Here is a 20,760-nt window from a genome sequence, read left to right as displayed (position 1 = left end):
GCCCGGCGACGGCCGGACGCCGACCGGGAAGCGGACTATGCCAGGCGAATGCCACGGTTCGGCCCCATGCGCCGGACGTGGCACGATGCAGTCCATGTCCTCGGCACCGAACGGTCTCTCCCCGTACCCGATCGTGCAGGCTCCCATGGCGGGCGGCGCCTCCTGTCCCGTGCTCGCCGCCGCCGTGTGCGAGGCGGGCGGGCTGGGCTTCCTGGCCGGCGGCTACAAGACCGCCGAAGGGATGTACGAGGAGATCAAGCAGGTGCGCGCGCTGACCCGGCGCCGGTTCGGCGTCAACCTCTTCATGCCGCAGACCGGTTACGTCGATCCGGCCGCCGTGGAGGCCTACCGGGGCCAGCTGGCCGGCGAGGCGAGCTGGTACGAGATCTCGCTCGCCGAGGAGGACATCATCGGCACCAGCGACGACGGCTACGACGCCAAGCTCGCCATCCTCCTCGAAGACCCGGTCCCGGTGGTCTCGTTCACCTTCGGCTGTCCCGCCTTCGCGGCCCTCGCGGCCCTGCGCAAGGCCGGTACGTACACCGTCGTCACGGTGACCTCCGCCGAGGAGGCCCGCAGCGCCCAGCACGCCGGGGCGGACGCCGTCTGCGTCCAGGGCACCGAGGCCGGCGGCCACCAGGGCACCCACCGGGACGACCCGCAGATCGACGGCACGGCGGCCGTGGGCCTCCTCGCGCTGGTGGCGCAGGTACGGGAGGCGGTGGCGCTCCCGATCATCGCGGCGGGCGGGGTCATGCGGGGCGCGCAGATCGCGGCCCTGCTGGCGGCGGGCGCGGAGTCGGCGCAGCTCGGGACGGCCTTCCTGGCCTGCCCGGAATCGGGGGCGGACCCGGTCCACAAGAAGGCCCTGACGGACCCGCTGTTCGTCCGCACCGAGCTGACCCGGGCCTTCTCCGGGCGGCCGGCGCGGGGGCTGGTGAACCGCTTCGTGCGCGAGCACGGGCCGTACGCCCCGGCCGCCTACCCGCAGGTCCACCACCTGACCTCGGGGCTGCGCAAGGCCGCCGCCGCGGCCGGGGACCCGCAGGGTATGGCCCTGTGGGCGGGCCAGGGGCACCGGCTGGCGCGACCGCTGCCGGCGGGGGAGCTGGTGGAGGTGCTGGCGGCCGAACTGGCCCAGGCACAGAGCACGTTGAATGCAATGCAGATGAGGAGTGCGTCATGACCGCCCCGGTGTTCGTGGTGGAAGAGGTCCCCGCGGGGCCGGAGTTCGTCCTGGACGGCCCGGAGGGCCGCCACGCGGTCTCCGTGAAACGGCTGAACCCGGGCGAGGACGTGGTCCTCACGGACGGGCGCGGCCACTGGGCGGAGGGCGTGGTCAAGGCCGCCGAGGGCAAGGACCGGCTGGTCGTCACGGACCTGCACACCGTCGCGGAGGAGCCGGAGCCGGAGGTCCGGATCACGGTGGTCCAGGCCCTGCCCAAGGGGGACCGCGGCGAGCTGGCCGTCGAGACGATGACCGAGACCGGCGTGGACGCGATCGTGCCCTGGCAGGCCTCGCGCTGCATCACGCAGTGGCGCGGCGACCGCGGGGCCAAGTCCCTGGCCAAGTGGCGGGCCACGGCCCGGGAGGCGGGCAAGCAGTCCCGCCGGGTGCGCTTCCCGGAGGTGGCCGAGGCCATGTCCACCAAGCAGGTGGCGGCGCTGCTGGCCGGCGCCGACCTGGCGATGGTGCTCCACGAGGACCGCGACACCCCCTCCGGGGCGCTCGCCACGGCCGAGCTCCCGAAGGCCGGCTCCGTCGTGCTGGTGGTCGGCCCGGAGGGCGGTGTCTCCCCGGAGGAACTGGCCGTCTTCGCCGCAGCGGGTGCCCACCCCTACCGCCTGGGCCGCTCCGTCCTGCGGACCTCCACGGCAGGGACGGCGGCCACGGCGGTGCTGCTGGCCCGCACGGGCCGCTGGTCCTGACGGGTCCGCCGGTCCTGACGGGGCGCTCCTGACGTCCGGCCGGTCCTGACGGGGCGCTCCGGCTCCCGGGCCGGCCGTGCCGGGACCGATCGGCCCGTCCGGCCCGGGGGCTCCGGCCCGTCCGGCCGAAATGCCCGCCCGCGGCGGGCGTCCGGCTGGATACGATGCCCGGACCGATCAACGTCACGGGAGGCGAAGCAATGGCCGGGGAACCGCAGGCCGACTGCCTGTTCTGCAAGATCGTCGCGGGGCAGATCCCCGCGACCGTGGTACGGGAGACCGAGACCACGGTCGCCTTCCGGGACATCAACCCGCAGGCGCCCACGCACGTGCTCGTCATTCCGAAGGTGCACTACGCCGACGCGGCCTCCCTCGTGGCGGCCGAGCCGGGTGTAGCCGCCGACATACTGCGCGAGGCCGGCCAGGTCGCCCTCGACGAGAAGATCGTCGAACACGGCTACCGGGTCGTGTTCAACACCGGCTCCGGCGCCGGGCAGACCGTCTTCCACGCCCACGCGCACGTCCTCGGCGGCCGCGGCCTCCAGTGGCCCCCCGGATAGCACGTGTCCGTACGAGAGTTCGTGGTGCTGGGCACGGCCAGCCAGGTGCCCACCCGCCACCGCAACCACAACGGCTACCTGCTGCGCTGGGACGGCGAGGGCATCCTGTTCGACCCGGGCGAGGGCACCCAGCGCCAGATGCTGCGCGCCGGGGTGGCCGCGCACGACATCAACCGGATCTGCATCACCCACTTCCACGGTGACCACAGCCTCGGCCTGGCCGGGGTGATCCAGCGGATCAACCTCGACCAGGTCCCGCACCCCGTCACCGCGCACTACCCGGCCTCGGGGCAGAAGTTCTTCGACCGGCTGCGCTACGCCACGGCCTACCGCGAGACCGTCCCGCTCCGCGAGGAGCCGGTGGCGGCGGACGGCGTGCTCGCGCAGGGGTCCTCGTACGTCCTGGAGGCCCGGCTGCTCTCGCACCCGGTCGAGTCCTTCGGCTACCGGATCACCGAACCCGACGGCCGCCGCATGGTGCCCGAGCTGCTCGCGCGGCACGGGATCAAGGGGCCGGACGTGGGCCGGATCCAGCGCGAGGGGCGGCTCGGGGAGGTCACCCTGGACGAGGTCAGCGAGCCCCGGCCCGGGCAGCGGTTCGCGTTCGTCATGGACACCCGGCTCTGCCCGGGCGTGGAGGCGCTGGCCGAGGGCTGCGACATGCTGGTCATCGAGTCGACCTTCCTCGACGAGGACGAACGGCTGGCCACCGACCACGGGCACCTGACCGCCGGCCAGGCGGCGCGGGTGGCGCGGGACGCGGGCGTACGGCACCTCGTGCTGACGCACTTCTCGCAGCGCTACACCGACCCGGCCGAGTTCGAGCGCCAGGCCCGCGCGGCCGGTTTCGAAGGCGAGCTCACCGTGGCCGCGGACCTGGTGCGGGTGCCCCTGCCCAAGCGGGGCTGACGGCGGGCCGGTCCCGGCCTCGGCCGGGACCGGGTCCGCCGAGCGGTCCGAGTGGTCCGAGTGACGAAGAGCCGTCCCAGGGTGATCTGAGCCACACTGGGTTTTGGCCCCGCCCGGTGTGGGCAGGGTTGGCAGCTTTCCACTGGAAAACGTCATGCAGAAACGGGCCGTCGAGGGACAACGGGGAGATCGCCGTGACCGGTCGGGACTACGAAATCCGCGCAGCAGCAGTGGACCCGCTCGGTCCGCTGCGCGACCCCCAGGAACCCGGCTGTGACGTCTTCCTGACCGGAACGGTCTTCCTCGACATCATCTTCACCGGCCTCGACTCGGCCCCGGTGCGCGGTACGGAGTCCTGGGCGCGCGGCATGGGCTCCAGCCCCGGCGGTGTCGCCAACATGGCCACCGCCCTCGCCCGGCTCGGCCTGCGCACCTCGCTGGCCGCCGCCTTCGGGGACGACCACTACGGCGAGTACTGCTGGGACGCCCTGGAACAGGGCGAGGGCATCGACCTGTCCATGTCGCACACCATCCCCGGCTGGCACAGCCCCGTCACCGTCTCGATGGCCTACGAGGGCGAGCGCACGATGGTCTCGCACGGCCACGAGGCCCCGCCGCCGGCCGGCCCCGGGCCCTTCCCGCAGTGCCCGCCACGGGCCCGCGCGGCCGTGGCCGCGCTGGGACCCGGCCGCGGCGAGGAGTGGATCGGCGAGGCCGCCCGGCGCGGCTCGCGCATCTTCGCGGACGTGGGATGGGACGAGAGCGGCCGGTGGGACCTGGGGGCCCTGGCCGATCTGGACCACTGCGAGGCCTTCCTGCCCAACGCGGGCGAGGCCATGCGCTACACCCGCACCGACTGTCCGAGAGCCGCGGCCCGGGCCCTGGCGGAGAGGGTGCCGATCGCGGTGGTGACGATGGGCGCGGAGGGCTCGTACGCGGTGGACGGCCGCACCGGGGAGACCGCGCACGTCCCCGGGATCACGGTGGACGAGCTGGACCCGACGGGCGCCGGCGACGTCTACGTGGCGGGCTTCGTGACCGGCACCCTGGCGGGCTGGCCGCTCGCGGACCGGCTGGCCTTCGCCGGCCTGACGGCGGCCCTGTCGGTGCAGGAGTTCGGCGGCTCCCTGTCCGCGCCCGGCTGGCCGGAAGTGGCCCACTGGTGGCGGGACGCCCCGCAGGAGCTGCGCGGCCGGTACGGCTTCCTGGACGACCTGATCCCGCGGGGCGGCACTCCGGCGGCCCGGCGCAGGGCCGTCCCGACGATCGGCTTCCGGCACTCGGTGTAGTGGCGCGATCGGGCGATAAAACCTCTCGGGGAAGCCGCGGCGGAGACGTACGCTTGGTATTCCGGAGGTCGTCGATCGGCGCGGCCCCTCAGCGGGAGGTATGCGCAGGCCACAGTGCCGGCCCATGACTCAGACACCGACAGCCCACATCCCCGCGCCGGGGCAGGCGCGAGCCCACTTCACCGTTCCGGCCACGCACCCGATGGTGACCGTGCTCGGCTCGGGTGACGCCCTGTTGCGCGTGATCGAGAAGGCCTTCCCCAAGGCCGACATCCATGTTCGGGGCAATCAGGTCAGCGCGATCGGTGCAGCGGCGGAAGTCGCCCTGATCCAGAGGCTTTTCGACGAGATGATGCTGGTGCTCCGCACCGGGCAGCCGATGACGGAGGACGCAGTGGAACGCTCGATCGCCATGCTCAAGGCGAGCGGCAACGGCAATGGCGACGGGCCTGCCGAGACGCCCGCGGAGGTGCTCACCCAGAACATCCTCTCCAGCCGCGGCCGCACCATCCGACCCAAGACCCTCAACCAGAAGCGGTACGTCGACGCGATCGACAAGAACACGATCGTCTTCGGCATCGGCCCCGCCGGTACCGGCAAGACCTACCTGGCCATGGCCAAGGCCGTCCAGGCCCTGCAGTCCAAGCAGGTCAGCCGGATCATCCTGACCCGGCCCGCCGTCGAGGCGGGGGAGCGGCTCGGTTTCCTGCCGGGCACCCTCTTCGACAAGATCGACCCGTACCTGCGCCCGCTCTACGACGCACTGCACGACATGATCGACCCCGACTCGATCCCGCGGCTGATGGCGGCGGGCACGATCGAGGTGGCGCCCCTGGCGTACATGCGCGGTCGCACCTTGAACGAGGCGTTCGTCGTCCTCGACGAGGCGCAGAACACCACCGCCGAGCAGATGAAGATGTTCCTGACCAGGCTCGGCTTCGACTCGAAGATCGTCGTCACCGGTGACATCACCCAGATCGACCTGCCGGGTGGCGCCAAGAGCGGTCTGCGGGAGGTCCAGAAGATCCTGGAAGGGGTGCCCGACATCCACTTCTCGCGGCTCACGTCCGAGGATGTCGTCCGGCACAAGCTGGTCGGCCGTATCGTCGACGCGTACGAGAAGTACGACGACGGCCAGCAGGCCGCGAACGGCCACCAGCGGAAGTAGAACCCAGCGCACCATGTCGATCGACGTCAACAACGAGTCCGGCACCGAGGTCGACGAGCAGGCGATCCTCGACATCGCCCGCTACGCGCTCACCCGGATGCGGATCCACCCGCTCTCCGAGCTCTCCGTCATCGTCATCGACGAGGACGCCATGGAGCAGCTCCACATCCAGTGGATGGACCTGCCCGGTCCGACCGACGTCATGTCCTTCCCGATGGACGAGCTCCGTCCGCCGGCCAAGGACGACGAGGAGCCCCCGCAGGGGCTCCTCGGCGACATCGTGCTCTGCCCCGAGGTCGCGAAGAAGCAGGGCGAGGAAGCACCGACGCAGCACTCCATGGACGAGGAGCTCCAGCTCCTGACCGTCCACGGAGTGCTGCACCTGCTCGGCTACGACCACGAGGAGCCGGACGAGAAGGCGGAGATGTTCGGCCTTCAGGCGGCCATCGTCGACGGCTGGCGCGGCGAGCGCGGCATCACCGGTCCGTCCCCGGCTCCGACCGTCTCGTGAACGCCCCTCAGCTGATCACCGGCGCGGTGCTGCTGGTCGTGGTGGCCTGGTTCGCGGCCTGCGCCGAGTCCGGCATCGCCCGCATCTCCAGCTTCCGGGCCGAGCAGGCCGTACGGGAGGGCCGGCGCGGGAGCGAGAAGCTCGCCCAGGTCGCCGGCGACCCCACCCGCTACCTCAACGTCGCCCTGCTCGTCCGCGTCACCTGCGAGATGGCGGCCGGGGTGCTCGTCACCTACGTCTGCCTCGACGAGTTCGGCGAGAACTGGACCGCGCTGCTCGTGGCCATCGCCGTCATGGTCCTCGTCTCCTTCGTCGCGGTGGGCGTCTCCCCGCGCACGATCGGCCGCCAGCACCCGCTGAACACGGCCACCGCGGCCGCGTACGTCCTCGTACCGCTGGCCCGGATCATGGGGCCGATCCCGCAGCTGCTGATCCTCATCGGCAACGCGCTCACGCCCGGGAAGGGCTTCCGCAAGGGGCCCTTCGCCTCCGAGGCAGAGCTGCGCGCGATGGTGGACCTCGCGGAGAAGGAATCGCTGATCGAGGACGACGAGCGCCGCATGGTGCACCAGGTCTTCGAGCTCGGTGACACGCTGGTGCGCGAGGTGATGGTGCCGCGCACCGACCTCGTCTGCATCGAGCGGTACAAGACGGTCCGTCAGGCGACCACGCTCGCGCTGCGGTCCGGCTTCTCCCGCATCCCGGTGACCGGGGAGAACGAGGACGACATAGTCGGGATCGTCTATCTGAAGGACCTGGTCCGCAAGACGCACATCAGCCGGGAGGCCGAGGCCGACCTGGTCTCGACCGCGATGCGGCCGGCCGTCTTCGTACCGGACACCAAGAACGCCGGCGACCTGCTGCGCGAGATGCAGCAGGTGCGCAACCACGTCGCCGTCGTCATCGACGAGTACGGCGGCACGGCCGGCATCGTCACCATCGAGGACATCCTCGAAGAGATCGTCGGCGAGATCACCGACGAGTACGACCGGGAACTCCCGCCGGTCGAGGACCTCGGCGAGGACCGCTACCGGGTCACCGCGCGCCTCGACATCACCGACCTCGGTGAGCTGTTCAAGGTCGAGGCCTTCGACGACGAGGACGTGGAGACGGTCGGCGGACTGCTGGCGAAGGCGCTGGGACGGGTGCCGATCGCGGGCGCCTCCGCGGTGGTGGAGCTGCCGGACGGGCGTCCGCTGCGGCTGACCGCCGAATCCCCGGCGGGGCGGCGGAACAAGATCGTGACGGTTCTGGTGGAGCCGGTGGCCGCGACGGAGGTCGCGGAGGAGGAGGGGGAATGACCCCGGAGCAACTGCGCGCGTTCTGCCTGGGTTTCAACGCGGCGGTGGAGGAGTTCCCCTTCACCCCGGAGACCTCGGTGTTCAAGGTGCTCGGCAAGGTGTTCGCGCTGTCGGCGCTGGACGCGGAGCCGCTCAAGATCAACCTCAAGTGCGAACCGGAGCTGGCGGTGCGGCTGCGCGAGGAGCACGAGGCGATCGTGCCGGGCTACCACATGAACAAGCGGCACTGGAACACGGTGACGGTGGGCGGGGTCCCCGACGCGATGCTGCGCGAGCTGGTCGAGGACTCGTACGACCTGGTGGTGGCGGGGCTGCCGAGGGCGGAGCGGCTGAGGCTCGACCGGCCCTGATCGGGGCCGGGGGCGGGGTCGTTGCGCGGCCGGGCGGGGCGGCTCCCTATGCTTTCGCCCATGACCGACAGCACCGGGATCGACCCCGAGGACAGCAAGATCATCACGCTGGCGCGCAGCGCCCGGGCCCGTAACGGGGTGCCCGAGGGGGCGGCGGTGCGGGACGAGACGGGCCGCACGTACGTCGCCGGGACGGTGGAGCTCGACTCCCTGAAGCTGAGCGCGCTGCAGACCGCGGTCGCGATGGCGGTGGCGAGCGGGGCCCGGTCGCTGGAGGCCGCCGCCGTCGTGAGCGCGGCCGAGGCTCCGGCCGAGGCCGACCGCGCGGCCGTCCGCGACCTCGGTGGCCCGGACACCCCGGTCCTGCTGGCGGCCCCGGACGGCACCCTGCGGTCGACGACCCCGGCCGGCCCCTAGCCTCCCGGCGGGGCGCCATCCAACCCTGGCCCGCCGGCCCGTCGCAGCTTCGCCGGGCCAATCCAGCCTCGCCGGCGTTTGAGGCGCGGGGTCTGGGGCAGCGCCCCAGGAAACCCGGCTCCGCCGGGCACCGGGCTCCGCCCGGACCCGCGCCTCAAACGCCGGCGGGGCTGAAGTGGCCCGGACCCGCGCCTCAAACGCCGGCGGGGCTGAAGTGGCCCGGACCCGCGCCTCAGACGCCGGCGGGGCTGAAGTGGCCCGGACCCGCGCCTCAGACGCCGGCGGGGCTGAAGTGGCCCGGACCCGCGCCTCAGACGCCGGCGGGGCTGAAGTGGCCCGGACCCGTGCTCAAACGCCGGCGGGGCTGGATTTGGCCGGGGATGGTGCCGGCCGGGTGGAGTCGGGTCAGGCGGGGGTGGTGCGGAGTGCCTGGCGGCGGCGGATGGTCATGGCCATCAGCGCGGCCATCGCGCACAGCGCGCCCGAGGCGTACCAGACCGTGTCGTACGAGCCGGTGAGGTCACGGGTCAGGCCGCCCAGGAAGGCCACCACAGCCGCACCGATCTGGTGCGAGGCCAGCACCCAGCCGAAGACGATCGCCCCGTCGTCCCCGTAGTGCTCGCGGCACAGCGCGATCGTCGGCGGGACGGTCGCGACCCAGTCCAGGCCGTAGAAGACGATGAAGAAGAGCAGCGGCGGCCGCACCGACGGCGCCAGCAGCATCGGCAGGAAGACCAGCGAGATGCCGCGCAGGGCGTAGTAGACGGCCAGCAGCCGCCGTGAGTCGAAGCGGTCCGTGAACCAGCCCGAGGCCACCGTGCCGATCACGTCGAAGACGCCGACCACCGCCAGCAGCCCCGCGGCCGCCGTCACCGGCATGCCGTGATCGTGGGCGGCGGGTACGAAGTGGGTCTTGACCAGGCCGTTGGTCGAGGCCCCGCAGATCGCGAAGGTGCCCGCCAGCAGCCAGAAGGGGCCGGTCCGGGCGGCGTCGAGGAGCACCCGCAGCGCGCGCCGGGCCGCGCCCGGGACCGGGGCCGGCTTCGGCGCGTACGTGCCGCCGTACGGCGCGAGCCCCACGTCCGCCGGGTGGTCGCGCATCAGCAGCCATACGAAGGGGGTGACGGCCAGGGCCGCGAGGGAGACCGTCACCGTCGCCGGGCGCCAGCCGTGGTGCTCGACCAGCCAGGCCAGCAGCGGCAGGAACACCAGCTGGCCGGAGGCGCCGGCCGCGGTCAGGATGCCGGTCACCAGGCCGCGCCGGGCGGTGAACCAGCGGCCGGTCACCGTCGCCGCGAAGGCCAGGGCCATGGAGCCGCTGCCCAGGCCCACGAGGACGCCCCAGAACAGCACGAGCTGCCAGGGCGCGGTCATCCACACCGTGGCCAGCGAGCCGGAGGCGATGACGAGCAGGGCCAGGGCCACGACCCGGCGGATGCCGAAGCGGTCCATCAGCGCCGCTGCGAAGGGGGCGGTGAGCCCGTACAGCGCGAGGTTGACGGAGACGGCGAGGCCGATGGTCCCGCGCGACCAGTCGAACTCCGCGTGCAGCGGCTCGATGAGCAGTCCGGGGAGGGAGGCGAAGCCGGCCGCGCCGATGATCGTCACGAAGGTGACGGCGGCGACGGACCAGGCGCGGTGGACGCGGGCGGGCCGCCGGGGGGAGCGGCGGTCCACGGGGGCGGAGGCGGGGGCTGTCTGGGGCACGCCGACAGCTTCCGGCCACCGGGGGACCGCGTGAAAGTGGCTTGACTGTCATGCTTCGCTATGATCGGGCCATGGAGTCGGAGAAGAGGGTGCACCGGGTCGTCGTCCTCGCCCTCACCGGACTGCTGCCCTTCGAGCTAGGTATCCCGCACCGGATCTTCGGGCGGGCCAAGGGCCCGGACGGACGGCCGCTGTACGAGATCCTCACGTGCGGGCTCGCCCCGGGGCCGGTGCGCACGGACGCCGATTTCGCGATCCACGTCGAGCACGGTCCGGAACTGCTGGCCACCGCCGACACGGTGGTGGTGCCGGCCTCGTACGAGCTGGGCCCGGTGTACGAGGAGGGCCGGCTGACCGACGAGCTCGCGGCGGCCCTGGCCCACATCCGGCCAGGCACCCGGCTCGTCTCCATCTGCACGGGCGGCTACGTGCTCGCCGCCGCCGGGTATCTGGACGGGCGGCCCGCCACCACCCACTGGGCCTGCGCCGAGCACTTCCAGCAGCTCTTCCCGGCCGTCCGGGTCGACCCGGACGTGCTCTACACCGACGACGGGGACGTGCTGACCTCGGCCGGAGTCGCCGCCGGGGTCGACCTGTGCCTGCATATCGTGCGCCGCGACCACGGCGCGGCCGTCGCCAACGAGGTGGCCCGGCGGACCGTCGTACCGCCCCATAGGGAGGGCGGGCAGGCGCAGTTCGTCGCGCGCCCGATGCCCGAGCCGCAGCTCGCCACCACCACGGCGGCCCGTGCCTGGGTGCTGGACCGGTTGCACGAACCGCTCCGGCTGACCGACCTGGCCCGGCAGGAAGCCATGTCGGTACGGACCTTCACGCGCAGGTTCCGCGAGGAGTCGGGCGTCAGTCCCGGCCAGTGGATCGTCGGCCGGCGGGTGGAGCGGGCCCGGCAGCTGCTGGAGCAGACGGAGCTGCCGATGGAGCAGGTGGCGCGGGACAGCGGCTTCGGTACGGCCCAGTCGCTGCGCAAGCACGTACAGGCGGCGCTGGGGGTGAGCCCGACGGCCTACCGCCGTACCTTCCGTGAGGCCGGCGGACGGGCGGGCAGCCTGACATCTCCTGATGGGCCATCAGTTACTGCCGGACCCGCGCATTGACTTCTCCCGCCCCCCGCTCGTGAATGGCCCCCTGCGCCGGGCTCGGGCGCGCGGGACCTTAAGGGGCGGGCAGTGCGAATCGGGGCGCGGAAGCGGAGATGGCCGGCGGCCGTGGGCCTGGCCGTACTGGCGGCCACGACCGGGGGCGCGCTCGGCGCACCCGCCGCGGCCGAGGGGGAGACGCCCCCGGGCCAGGTGGACTTCCCGGCCCACTGCCCGGCGCCCCAGGAGGCCGGACTCCCGCCCGCGGACGGGCCGACCACCGCGCGGATCACCGTCGACAACCCGGCCCCGCAGGTCGGCGACACCGTCACCGTGACCTACCAGGTGGTCCGGACCCCCGCCGTCAACCCGGTCGGCGGCGAGCTCCCCGCCGACGCACTGACCCCGACCGGCCGGGTCCTGCTGGCGGGCGCCCAGAGCGGCGAGGTCACCGTGGTCGGGGCCAAGCGCAACGATCCCGTCCCGGCGGGCGCGGTCCTCCCCGCCGTCACGATGACGGGCACCTTCACCGTCACCGCGCCCGGCGAGACCACGCTCGCCCCGGGCGACTACACCCTGCACACCAGCCACCTGCTGGACCTCGACACCACCTGCACCGCTGATGCCGCGTCCACCGCCCCCGTCTCCGCCCGTCTGACCGCGACCGCGCTGCCGACGGCCAACCTGCGCACCGTCTTCCTCGGCTCGGCCCAGGGCAGGCCGGGCGCCGGGGTCGAGGTCACCGCCGCCGGCTTCCCGCCGGGCGCGGCCGTCACGGTGGCCGGCCGGGCGGGCGCCGCGCAGACCGCCGACCGGGTGAGCGCCACGGCCGACGAGCTGGGCACGGCCCGGGTCGAGCTGCCGGTCACGGACCGGGCCACCACCGCGGTGATCGCCTACGAGGGCGGCGCCTGGTCGGCGCGCCGGGGCTCGGGCCCGGCCGCGTACACGGTCGTCGACGCCGCTCCGCCGCCAGCCGCCACCGCCACCGCGCAGAAGGTCACGGCCACCGTCGAGCCGGGCGTCCTGGGCATGACCCAGACCGGCGAGGACATCACCCTGGGCGCGGTTCCGTACGGCGACGGCGGCGCCGCTCCCGGCCGGATCGGGACGGTGACCGTCACCGATGCCCGCGGCGGCCCGGCCGGCTGGTCCCTGATCGGCAAGGTCACCGACTTCACCGGCCCGGGCGGGATCCGCATCCCGGGCGCCTCCCTGTCCTGGACCCCGAGATGCGTGGCGGCCGAGGGGAGCCGGAGCGTCTGTACGCCGGGCAGTGCGGGCGTGGTCGGGCCCGAGGGGGCCCTCCTGGCCTCGACCCCCGACGCGGCGCCGGCCGGCGGCACCTTCACCATCGACGCCGCGGTCACCCTGAAGGTGCCGCCGTACACGCCGCCGGGGGCGTACACGGCGGTCCTGACGCTGACCCTGTCGTGACGCCGCGCCCCAAGCGTCGGCGAGGCCGGATTCCTCCCCTCGGCAAGCGGGCACCCACCGGCGGTGGCCGGGGGAGTGCACGGACCGGGCTCGGGCCGGCGGCAGCCCTGCTCGGCGCCGCCGGGCTCGTCCTCCTGCTCGCCGCGCCGGCCGAGTCCGCGGACGACGGGCAGTGGTCCGTGCTGCCCGTCGCGAACACCGTCGGGCAGCGGCCCTGCTTCTACCTCGCCGCCGCGCCCGGCCAGTCCGTCGCCGACGCGGTCACCCTCACCAACCGCACCGACCGGCCCCGCACCTTCCGGCTGTACGCCGCCGACGCCTACAACACCGCCCGCGACGGCGGCTTCGCCCTGCGCGGCCCCGACGAGCCGCGGCTGGCCGCCGCCGCGTGGGCGAGGCTCGACCGGGAACGGGTCACCGTGGCGGCCCGCTCGTCGGTGTCCGTCCGCTTCACCCTCACCGTCCCCGACCGGGCGGAACCGGGGGACCACCCCGGCGCCGTCGTGGCCCTGGAGGAGCGGCAGGCCGCCGCGGCCGACACCGCCCGGGGGATCGGCGTACGGCAGGCCGTCGCCGCACGGCTGTACCTGCGGGTGACCGGCCCGACGGCCCCCGCCCTCACCGTCCGGGGGGTCACCGTGCACCGTCGCGGCGCCGGCGCGGACGTCTCGTACACGCTCCACAACACCGGCAATGTCACCCTCCGCCCCCGGGCCACCCTCACCGCCACCGGCGCCTTCGGCCGCTCGCTCCTCGCCCGCGAGCTCGGCGGGCTGCCCGCCGAACTGCTGCCGGGTCAGGAAGTACGGCTCGGCGCCCGTTGGGAGGGCGCGCCCAGAGCGGAATGGGCCGAGGTCACGGTGCGCGCCCGGGCCGACGGAACCACAGCTCAGGGCCGTGCCGGACATGCCGAGTACCCCTCGCCGACGGCCGTGCCGGCCCTTGTGGCGGTGATCTGGTCGGCGCTGGGAGCCGCATCGGGGAGAATGGCCCGTATGAGCGATCGTTCCCCCGAGTCCACCGCCCCGCACCGTGCGGGGTTCGCCTGTTTCGTCGGCCGCCCCAACGCGGGGAAGTCGACCCTCACCAACGCACTCGTGGGCACCAAGGTCGCGATCACCTCCAACCGGCCGCAGACCACCCGCCACACCGTTCGCGGCATCGTGCACCGCCCCGACGCGCAGCTCGTCCTCGTGGACACGCCCGGCCTGCACAAGCCGCGCACGCTGCTCGGCGAGCGCCTCAACGACGTCGTCCGGACCACCTGGGCCGAGGTCGACGTCATCGGCTTCTGCCTGCCGGCCGACCAGAAGCTCGGCCCCGGCGACAAGTTCATCGCCAAGGAGCTGGCGGGGATCAAGAAGACCCCGAAGATCGCCATCATCACCAAGACCGACCTGGTCGAGTCCAAGCAGCTGGCCGAGCAGCTCCTCGCCGTGCAGCAGCTCGGCGCGGAGCTCGGCTTCGAGTGGGCCGAGATCGTTCCCGTCTCGGCCGTCGGCGACACCCAGGTCCAGCTGCTGGCCGACCTGATCGCGCCGCTGCTGCCGGAGAGCCCGCCGCTGTACCCGGAGGGCGACCTCACCGACGAGCCCGAGATGGTCATGGTCGCGGAGCTGATCCGCGAGGCCGCGCTGGAGGGCGTACGGGACGAGCTCCCGCACTCCATCGCCGTGGTCGTCGAGGAGATGATCCCGCGCGAGAACCGTCCGGCCGACCGTCCGCTGCTCGACATCCACGCCAACGTCTACATCGAGCGGCCGAGCCAGAAGGGCATCATCATCGGCCCGAAGGGCTCCCGGCTGAAGGAGGTCGGGATGAAGTCGCGCAAGCACATCGAGGCGCTGCTCGGCACCCCGGTCTTCCTCGACCTGCACGTGAAGGTCGCCAAGGACTGGCAGCGGGACCCCAAGCAGCTGCGCAAGCTCGGTTTCTGAGGCAGGGACCGCACACCCGACGACGACGAACGGACGCCGCCCCGCACGGGGGCCGCGTCCGTTCGCCGTTCCGTCACGCTATGCGGGCCGGCGCACCCGGACCACGTTGTCCGTACGGGTCCCGGGCGTTCCGTCGGGCTGGTTCTGGACCCGCTCGGTCTCCTCGGCGCGCAGCACCTCCCACCCCGCAGTGACCGGCTCCAGCTGGGCGAGGACCTCCTCGGGCGTGGGGAAGTGCGCTTCCTCCCGGTCCTCCTGCCACGGCGCCCAGCCCGCGTGGCCGACCACCAGCAGGGTGCCGCCGGGGGCCACGGCCGCGGCGGCCGTGCGCAGGACCGCGTCGCGGGGGAAGTCCCCGTAGTTGTGCAGGAAGCACGCGGAGACGAGGTCGAACTCCCCCTGCGGGAAGGATTCCGTCAGGTCGTGCCGGGCGAAGGCGACGCGGTCGCCGACTCCGGCCTCCGCCGCGTGCTCGGCCGCCCGGCCGAGGGCGACCCCGGAGATGTCGGTCCCGGTGACCGTCCACCCGCGGCGGGCCAGCCAGACCGCGTCGGCGCCCTCCCCGCATCCCAGGTCCAGGGCCCGGCCCGGGGCGAGGGCGGACACCTCGTGCACCAGCATGGCGTTCGCCTCGCCGCTCCAGATGCGGTGGCTCTCCCCGTACCGGCCGTCCCAGAACTCCTCGCCCGCCGCGGCCCCGGGCTCGGGGTGGTGGTGGGTGTGCGTGTGGGTGTGCGCGTGCTCGGTCATGGTTTCCTCTTCCAGTACGGGTGCCGGTACGGGCGATGCTCCGCCCGCCCGGCGACGTACGGCAAACTTTGTTGCCGACCCGGCAAAGAGGGATCCGAAGGGGTCAGGAATCCGCGGGCCCGCCCAGGCCGTCCCGCCCGAGCGGGGGCGTCACACCTCGGGCTCGGCGATCAGGGCCGTGGCCACCCGGCGGAAGCCGATGCGGGCGTAGACGCGGGCCACGTCCTCGTCGCCCGCCGACAGGAAGACCGTACGGGCCCCGCTCTCCCGGGCCCGTGCGACCAGGGCGGCCGTGACCCCGAGGGCCAGGCCCTGGCGGCGCGCCGACGGGAGGGTGCCGACGCCGACCACCTCCACGACGTCCCCGACCGGGTTGTACTGGCCCGCGCAGAGCACCACGCCGTCCCGTACCGCCGCGGCCAGGACGGTGCTGCCCGCCGCCAGCTTCCCGGCCACCCGGGCCCTGCCCGCCTCGGCCGCCGGTTCCGCCGTCGCCGCCGCCAGTTCCGCGGGGCCCGCTTCGCCGACCGCCGTTCCCGGGTCCGCGAAGGCCAGGGCCGGGACCGTCACGGCGGCGGTGAGCAGCGGGTCGCCGGCCTCGAGCAGCCGGACTTCCGGGTGCGGGGGAAGGGCCTCGGCCGAGGGGTCCAGGACCATCAGCGGGTGCGCGTGGACATGGAGTCCCGCTGCCTCCACGGCGGCCCGGAGCGAGGGGCTGGTTTCGGCCACCCACTCGAAGGACTCGGGAACCTTCAGCTCCCGCTGGCGCTGCCAGACCCGTTCCACGTCGGCCCGGGTCGCCTCGGGGCCGCCGAGCGCGGGCCGCGCGTAGTACGGCCAGCCCGCGCCCTCCTGGACGAACAGGGTCAGCGGGCCGAAGTCCTCCGCGCGGGCCCCGCCCACCCGGGGCACCGTGTCGTAGTAGCGCTCCAGCTCGGACAGCGTCGAATCGATCATGTGGTCGGTCATCCGGCCATCCAAACAAAGCGGCGCCGCGCGGGCACCTCCTTTCCGCACCCGCTCAGGCGCCCTCCTTCAGCACGCGCGAGATCAGCGCCCGCTGGGCGTCCGAAAGGTTCGGCTCCGCGCAGGCCACCGTCCGCCCGTCCACCGTGATGCGGTAGGAGAACCCGTCGCGCACCCGGTCCGCCGGGTCGCCCGGGGGCCCGGGCCGCAGCGCGAGCTGGGCCAGGGCCTGCCACTCGTTCTCGTCCGGCCGGCCCGAGGTGTCCACCTCGGCCCGGCGCTCGATGCCCGCGAAGCCGCCCGTCCGTACCACCTGAATGCGCATGGGTGCCCTCTACCCCGCGAGCGGGACACCCACCGCCGACCACGCCTTCTGGAGCGCCTGGTGCTCGGCGCCGCCGGCCCCGTACCGGGTCACGGCCGCCGCGGTCGAGAGCCGGGCGAAGTCCGCGAAGTTCGCCCGGGGGGTGAGGTCGCCGCCGGTCAGGGTGTCGTACCAGATCTGTCCGGCCCGTTCCCAGGCCTTGCCGCCCAGCTCGGTCGCCACGATGTAGAAGGCGTGGTTGGGGATGCCCGAGTTGATGTGGACGCCGCCGTTGTCGCTGTGGGTGTTCACGTAGTCGTCCATGGTGGCGGGCTGCGGGTCCTTGCCGAGCTCGTCGTCGTCGTACGCGGTGCCCGGGGCCTTCATCGAGCGCAGCGCGACCCCGGTGACGTCGGGGCCGAGCAGCCCGGCCCCGATCAGCCAGTCGGCCTCCTCGGCCGTCTGCTCCAGCGAGTACTGCTTGATCAGCGAGCCGAAGACGTCCGACATCGACTCGTTCAGGGCGCCCGACTGCCCGCGGTAGGTCAGGTTCGCCGTGTACTGGGTGACCCCGTGGGTCAGCTCGTGGCCGATGACGTCCACCGACACGGTGAAGTCGAGGAAGAGGTCGCCGTCGCCGTCGCCGAAGACCATCTGCTGGCCGTCCCAGAAGGCGTTGTTGTAGTCCTCGCCGTAGTGGACGGTCGCGTCCAGGGGGAGACCGGAGTCGTCGATGGAGCGCCGGCCGAAGCCCTTCAGGAACAGGTCGTACGTCGCCCCGAGCCCGGCGTAGGCGCGGTTGACGGTGGCGTCCTTGCTCAGCGGGTCGCCCTCCCCGCGGACCTTCGTCCCGGGCAGCCGGGTGCGGTGCTGGGCGTCGTAGACGGTCCGGTCCGGATCGTCGGAGGTCGGCGCGGTGAGGGTGGGGACGATTCCGCGGACGGCGGTGACCCGGCGCCGGGTGCGCAGCAGGGAGTCGCGCTCCAGGGTGCGCTGGGCGAGGTCGGCGCGGCGGGAGTCCTCGGACAGGGCGGCCTTGTCGAGGAGGTGCGGCGGTACGACCGTGCAGAAGACGGGGTGATGGCGGTGGGTGTGGGAGGCATCCATGCCCGGCAATGTGGCAGTGGGTCATGACTGTGTCACTACCTGCGACCATGATTCATTCGCTTGTCTGAAAGCGGTAACGCTGGATTGACGGAACAACCGGACCCGGACGGAGCGAACGAGGCTTGGCTCACATTTGGTGCAAATCGGACGCCCGGGTCTTGCATACTGAAACAGGTCCTCGCGTCACGGCGCGGCTCGGCTAGGCTCGGCCCATCATGCGTTTCGGGCTGCTTCTCCTTAGCTGCCGCGGCGAGGGTCTGTAGTCGTAGGCCGACCCCCTCCCCGCGGAGTTTGGTGTTGCGGTTTTCACTACCGCCGTCGGCCGTCCCAGCGAACTACACGCGGACACGCGAGGAGCCCAACGCCATGAGCCAGCAGCCTTTTGTCGGTCGCCCCACGCCCATCACCAACGCGACCCACACCCAGAAGTCCTCCGGGATGCCGATCCACAAGTACGGCTCGTACGAGCAGGTGGACATCCCCGACCGCACCTGGCCGGACGCCCGCGTCACCAAGGCTCCCCGCTGGCTCTCCACTGACCTGCGCGACGGCAACCAGTCGCTGATCGACCCGATGACCCCCGCCCGCAAGCGCGAGATGTTCGACCTGCTGGTGCGCATGGGCTACAAGGAGATCGAGGTCGGCTTCCCCTCCTCCGGCGAGACCGACTTCGCCTTCGTGCGCTCCATCATCGAAGAGGGCGCGATCCCGGACGACGTCACCATCTCCGTACTGACCCAGGCCCGCGAGGATCTGATCGAGCGGACCGTGGAGTCCCTGGTCGGCGCCAAGCGCGCCACCGTGCACCTGTACAACGCGACCGCCCCGACCTTCCGCCGGGTCGTCTTCCGCGGCTCCAAGGAGCAGATCAAGCAGATCGCCGTCGACGGCACCCGCCTGGTCATGGAGTACGCCGAGAAGCTGCTGGGCCCCGAGACCACCTTCGGCTACCAGTACAGCCCGGAGATCTTCACCGACACCGAGCTGGACTTCGCCCTGGAGGTCTGCGAGGCCGTCTGCGACGTCTGGCAGCCGTCCGAGGGCCGCGAGATCATCCTGAACCTGCCCGCCACCGTGGAGCGTTCGACGCCGTCCACGCACGCGGACCGCTTCGAGTGGATGGCCCGCAACCTGACCCGCCGCGAGCACATCTGCATCTCCGTGCACCCGCACAACGACCGCGGCACCGCCGTCGCCGCCGCCGAGCTGGCCCTGATGGCCGGCGCCGACCGCATCGAGGGCTGCCTGTTCGGGCAGGGCGAGCGCACCGGCAACGTCGACCTGATCACCCTGGGCATGAACCTGTTCTCCCAGGGCATCGACCCGCAGATCGACTTCTCGCAGATCGACGAGATCCGTCGCACGAGCGAGTACTGCAACCAGATGGAGGTCCACCCGCGCCACCCCTACGCGGGCGACCTGGTCTACACCGCCTTCTCCGGCTCCCACCAGGACGCCATCAAGAAGGGCTTCGACGCGATGGAGGCCGACGCGGCCGCCGCCGGCAAGACCGTCGACGACATCGAGTGGGCGGTTCCGTACCTGCCGATCGACCCGAAGGACGTCGGCCGCTCCTACGAGGCGGTCATCCGGGTCAACTCGCAGTCCGGCAAGGGCGGCATCGCGTACGTCCTGAAGAACGACCACAAGCTGGACCTGCCGCGCCGCATGCAGATCGAGTTCTCGCGGATCATCCAGGCCAAGACCGACGCCGAGGGCGGCGAGGTCACGCCGAAGGCGATCTGGGACGTCTTCTCCGACGAGTACCTGCCCAACCCCGAGAACCCGTGGGGGCGCATCCAGCTGCGCTCCGGTTCGACGGCCACCGACAAGGACGGCACGGACACGCTGACCGTCGAGGCGGTAGTGGACGGCGTGGAGACGATCCTGGACGGCACCGGCAACGGTCCCATCTCGGCCTTCTTCGACGCGCTGGCCGGCATCGGCGTCGACGCCCGCCTGCTGGACTACACCGAGCACACCATGAGCGAGGGCGCTTCCGCCGTGGCCGCCTCGTACATCGAGTGCGCGATCGACGGCCGGGTCCTGTGGGGCATCGGCATCGACGCCAACACCACCCGCGCCTCCCTGAAGGCGGTCATCTCCGCCGTCAACCGCGCGGGCCGCTGACCCCTCGTACGTGAACCCCGTCCGAACCCCGCCCCTCCCGTCCGGAGGGGCGGGGTTCGGGCTCAGCGGGCCAGGTAGCCGCCGTCCACCGGCAGGACCACGCCCGTCACGAAGGAGGCCGCGTCCGAGGCCAGGAAGGCGATGACGCGGGCCACCTCCTCGGGCTCCCCGAGCCGGCCCATCGGGTGCGCCCCCGTGATCTGCGACAGGTACTCCGGCCCGCCCGGCTCGTCCTTCAGCGCGATCACCCGCTCCGTACGGATGGTTCCCGGTGCCACCGCGTTGACCCGGATCCCGTGCGCGGCCCACTCCACCGCGAGGTGCTTCGTCAGCCCCGACGCCACGAACTTCGCGGGTCCGTAGGCGGCCTGGCGGGCCTGCCCGGCCACGCCCGAGATCGAGGACACGCAGACCAGGGCTCCGCCGGGGCGCGGCTGCGCGGTCATCGCCTCGATGGCGTACTTGCAGGTCAGGAACATTCCACGGCCGTCGACCGCCATGACGTGGTCCCAGTCCTCGGGACTGGTCTCCCGTACGTCGGAGAGGGGGAGCACCCCGGCGTTCGCCACGGCGACGTCCAGGCGCCCGTACGCCGCGACGGCGGCCGCGACCATCGCGCGGTTGGCCTCCGGATCGGCGACGTCACCGGCGACCGCGGTGATCGTGCACCCCTCGTCGGCCAGTTCCGTACGCAGGGCCTCGACCCCGGGGCCGTTGATGTCGGCCGCGGTCACCCGGGCCCCGGAGCGGGCCAGCAGCAGGGCGGTGGCCCGGCCGATCCCGCTCGCGGCGCCCGTGACCAGACAGGACTTCTCGTTCATGCGGCGAACCCTAGAGGCGGCGGGGAGGGGGTGGTGGGACCCCGGCGACGCAGACCGGCCAAGTCCTGGGCCC

20 protein-coding genes are annotated in these 20,760 nt (G+C 72.9%); 14 read left to right on the top strand and 6 right to left on the bottom strand.

The genetic code is table 11. From position 1 onward, the window contains the following. Nucleotides 1-94 precede the first annotated feature (94 nt). The 10 genes from ACXNSR_RS13470 to ACXNSR_RS13425 all read left to right on the top strand — a co-directional run bounded on the left by ACXNSR_RS13470 (nt 95) and on the right by ACXNSR_RS13425 (nt 8,434). Nucleotides 95-1,186, top strand: coding sequence for a nitronate monooxygenase (locus ACXNSR_RS13470; RefSeq protein WP_458642290.1), 1,092 nt, complete (start codon nt 95-97; stop codon nt 1,184-1,186). Further along, nucleotides 1,183-1,929: a 16S rRNA (uracil(1498)-N(3))-methyltransferase gene (locus tag ACXNSR_RS13465; protein WP_458642289.1), complete on the top strand. Its 747-nt coding sequence runs from the start codon at nt 1,183-1,185 to the stop codon at nt 1,927-1,929. The genes ACXNSR_RS13470 and ACXNSR_RS13465 overlap by 4 nt, the downstream gene beginning before the upstream one ends. 200 nt (nt 1,930-2,129) lie before the next feature. Continuing rightward, complete coding sequence (locus ACXNSR_RS13460) at nt 2,130-2,489, top strand: histidine triad nucleotide-binding protein (RefSeq protein ID WP_329102160.1); 360 nt, start codon at nt 2,130-2,132, stop codon at nt 2,487-2,489. Between the two features lie 3 nt (nt 2,490-2,492). After that, nucleotides 2,493-3,398: a ribonuclease Z gene (locus ACXNSR_RS13455; protein WP_458642288.1), complete on the top strand. Its 906-nt coding sequence runs from the start codon at nt 2,493-2,495 to the stop codon at nt 3,396-3,398. 194 nt (nt 3,399-3,592) lie between these two features. Beyond that, nucleotides 3,593-4,687, top strand: a complete 1,095-nt coding sequence (locus tag ACXNSR_RS13450) for a carbohydrate kinase family protein (RefSeq protein ID WP_458642287.1) — start codon at nt 3,593-3,595, stop codon at nt 4,685-4,687. Nucleotides 4,688-4,811: 124 nt separating this feature from the next. After that, nucleotides 4,812-5,855, top strand: a complete 1,044-nt coding sequence (locus ACXNSR_RS13445; RefSeq protein ID WP_458642286.1) for a PhoH family protein — start codon at nt 4,812-4,814, stop codon at nt 5,853-5,855. A 13-nt stretch (nt 5,856-5,868) separates the two neighbouring features. After that, nucleotides 5,869-6,366 (top strand): rRNA maturation RNase YbeY, encoded by a 498-nt coding sequence (gene ybeY / locus ACXNSR_RS13440; RefSeq protein WP_458642285.1) that lies wholly within the window; start codon nt 5,869-5,871, stop codon nt 6,364-6,366. Beyond that, nucleotides 6,363-7,667 (top strand): hemolysin family protein, encoded by a 1,305-nt coding sequence (locus ACXNSR_RS13435; RefSeq protein WP_458642284.1) that lies wholly within the window; start codon nt 6,363-6,365, stop codon nt 7,665-7,667. The genes ybeY and ACXNSR_RS13435 overlap by 4 nt, the downstream gene beginning before the upstream one ends. Next, nucleotides 7,664-8,017, top strand: coding sequence for an MmcQ/YjbR family DNA-binding protein (locus ACXNSR_RS13430; RefSeq protein WP_458642283.1), 354 nt, complete (start codon nt 7,664-7,666; stop codon nt 8,015-8,017). Before ACXNSR_RS13435 ends, ACXNSR_RS13430 begins: the two co-directional genes overlap by 4 nt. 60 nt (nt 8,018-8,077) lie before the next feature. Further along, the gene (locus ACXNSR_RS13425; RefSeq protein ID WP_458642282.1) at nt 8,078-8,434 is read left to right on the top strand and encodes a cytidine deaminase; all 357 of its coding nucleotides are present in this window, start codon (nt 8,078-8,080) and stop codon (nt 8,432-8,434) included. 405 nt (nt 8,435-8,839) lie between these two features. Here ACXNSR_RS13425 and ACXNSR_RS13420 read toward each other — a convergent pair whose 3' ends face one another. After that, a complete protein-coding gene (locus tag ACXNSR_RS13420) occupies nt 8,840-10,141 on the bottom strand; it encodes an MFS transporter (protein WP_458642281.1) in 1,302 nt (433 codons plus the stop codon). Nucleotides 10,142-10,212: 71 nt separating this feature from the next. Between ACXNSR_RS13420 and ACXNSR_RS13415 the strand changes: the two genes are divergently transcribed. The 3 genes from ACXNSR_RS13415 to era all read left to right on the top strand — a co-directional run bounded on the left by ACXNSR_RS13415 (nt 10,213) and on the right by era (nt 14,609). Further along, nucleotides 10,213-11,253, top strand: coding sequence for a GlxA family transcriptional regulator (locus tag ACXNSR_RS13415; RefSeq protein ID WP_458642280.1), 1,041 nt, complete (start codon nt 10,213-10,215; stop codon nt 11,251-11,253). Between the two features lie 117 nt (nt 11,254-11,370). Next, the gene (locus ACXNSR_RS13410; protein ID WP_458643296.1) at nt 11,371-12,672 is read left to right on the top strand and encodes a WxL domain-containing protein; all 1,302 of its coding nucleotides are present in this window, start codon (nt 11,371-11,373) and stop codon (nt 12,670-12,672) included. A 986-nt stretch (nt 12,673-13,658) separates the two neighbouring features. Beyond that, nucleotides 13,659-14,609: a GTPase Era gene (era, locus tag ACXNSR_RS13405; RefSeq protein WP_458643295.1), complete on the top strand. Its 951-nt coding sequence runs from the start codon at nt 13,659-13,661 to the stop codon at nt 14,607-14,609. A 78-nt stretch (nt 14,610-14,687) separates the two neighbouring features. Here the strand turns inward: era and ACXNSR_RS13400 are convergent, their stop codons facing one another. From ACXNSR_RS13400 to ACXNSR_RS13385, 4 genes are all read right to left on the bottom strand, one after another. Then, nucleotides 14,688-15,359, bottom strand: coding sequence for an SAM-dependent methyltransferase (locus tag ACXNSR_RS13400; protein ID WP_458642279.1), 672 nt, complete (start codon nt 15,357-15,359; stop codon nt 14,688-14,690). Between the two features lie 150 nt (nt 15,360-15,509). After that, complete coding sequence (locus ACXNSR_RS13395) at nt 15,510-16,328, bottom strand: GNAT family N-acetyltransferase (protein ID WP_458642278.1); 819 nt, start codon at nt 16,326-16,328, stop codon at nt 15,510-15,512. Between the two features lie 52 nt (nt 16,329-16,380). Beyond that, nucleotides 16,381-16,650, bottom strand: coding sequence for a protealysin inhibitor emfourin (locus ACXNSR_RS13390; RefSeq protein ID WP_458642277.1), 270 nt, complete (start codon nt 16,648-16,650; stop codon nt 16,381-16,383). Nucleotides 16,651-16,659: 9 nt separating this feature from the next. Beyond that, nucleotides 16,660-17,736: a M4 family metallopeptidase gene (locus ACXNSR_RS13385; protein WP_458642276.1), complete on the bottom strand. Its 1,077-nt coding sequence runs from the start codon at nt 17,734-17,736 to the stop codon at nt 16,660-16,662. A gap of 366 nt (nt 17,737-18,102) precedes the next feature. On the opposite strand from ACXNSR_RS13385, the gene leuA reads away from it, so the two are divergent. Beyond that, entirely contained in the window at nt 18,103-19,866 is a 1,764-nt protein-coding gene (gene leuA / locus ACXNSR_RS13380; protein ID WP_458642275.1) for a 2-isopropylmalate synthase, read from the top strand. Between the two features lie 62 nt (nt 19,867-19,928). Here leuA and ACXNSR_RS13375 read toward each other — a convergent pair whose 3' ends face one another. Then, entirely contained in the window at nt 19,929-20,687 is a 759-nt protein-coding gene (locus ACXNSR_RS13375) for an SDR family NAD(P)-dependent oxidoreductase (protein ID WP_458642274.1), read from the bottom strand. Between the last annotated feature and the right edge of the window lie 73 nt (nt 20,688-20,760).

Source organism: Streptomyces sp. NC-S4 (genome assembly GCF_054353315.1).
Note: the sequence above shows the minus strand (reverse complement) of the source record. Positions and strands in the feature narration are given on the sequence as shown.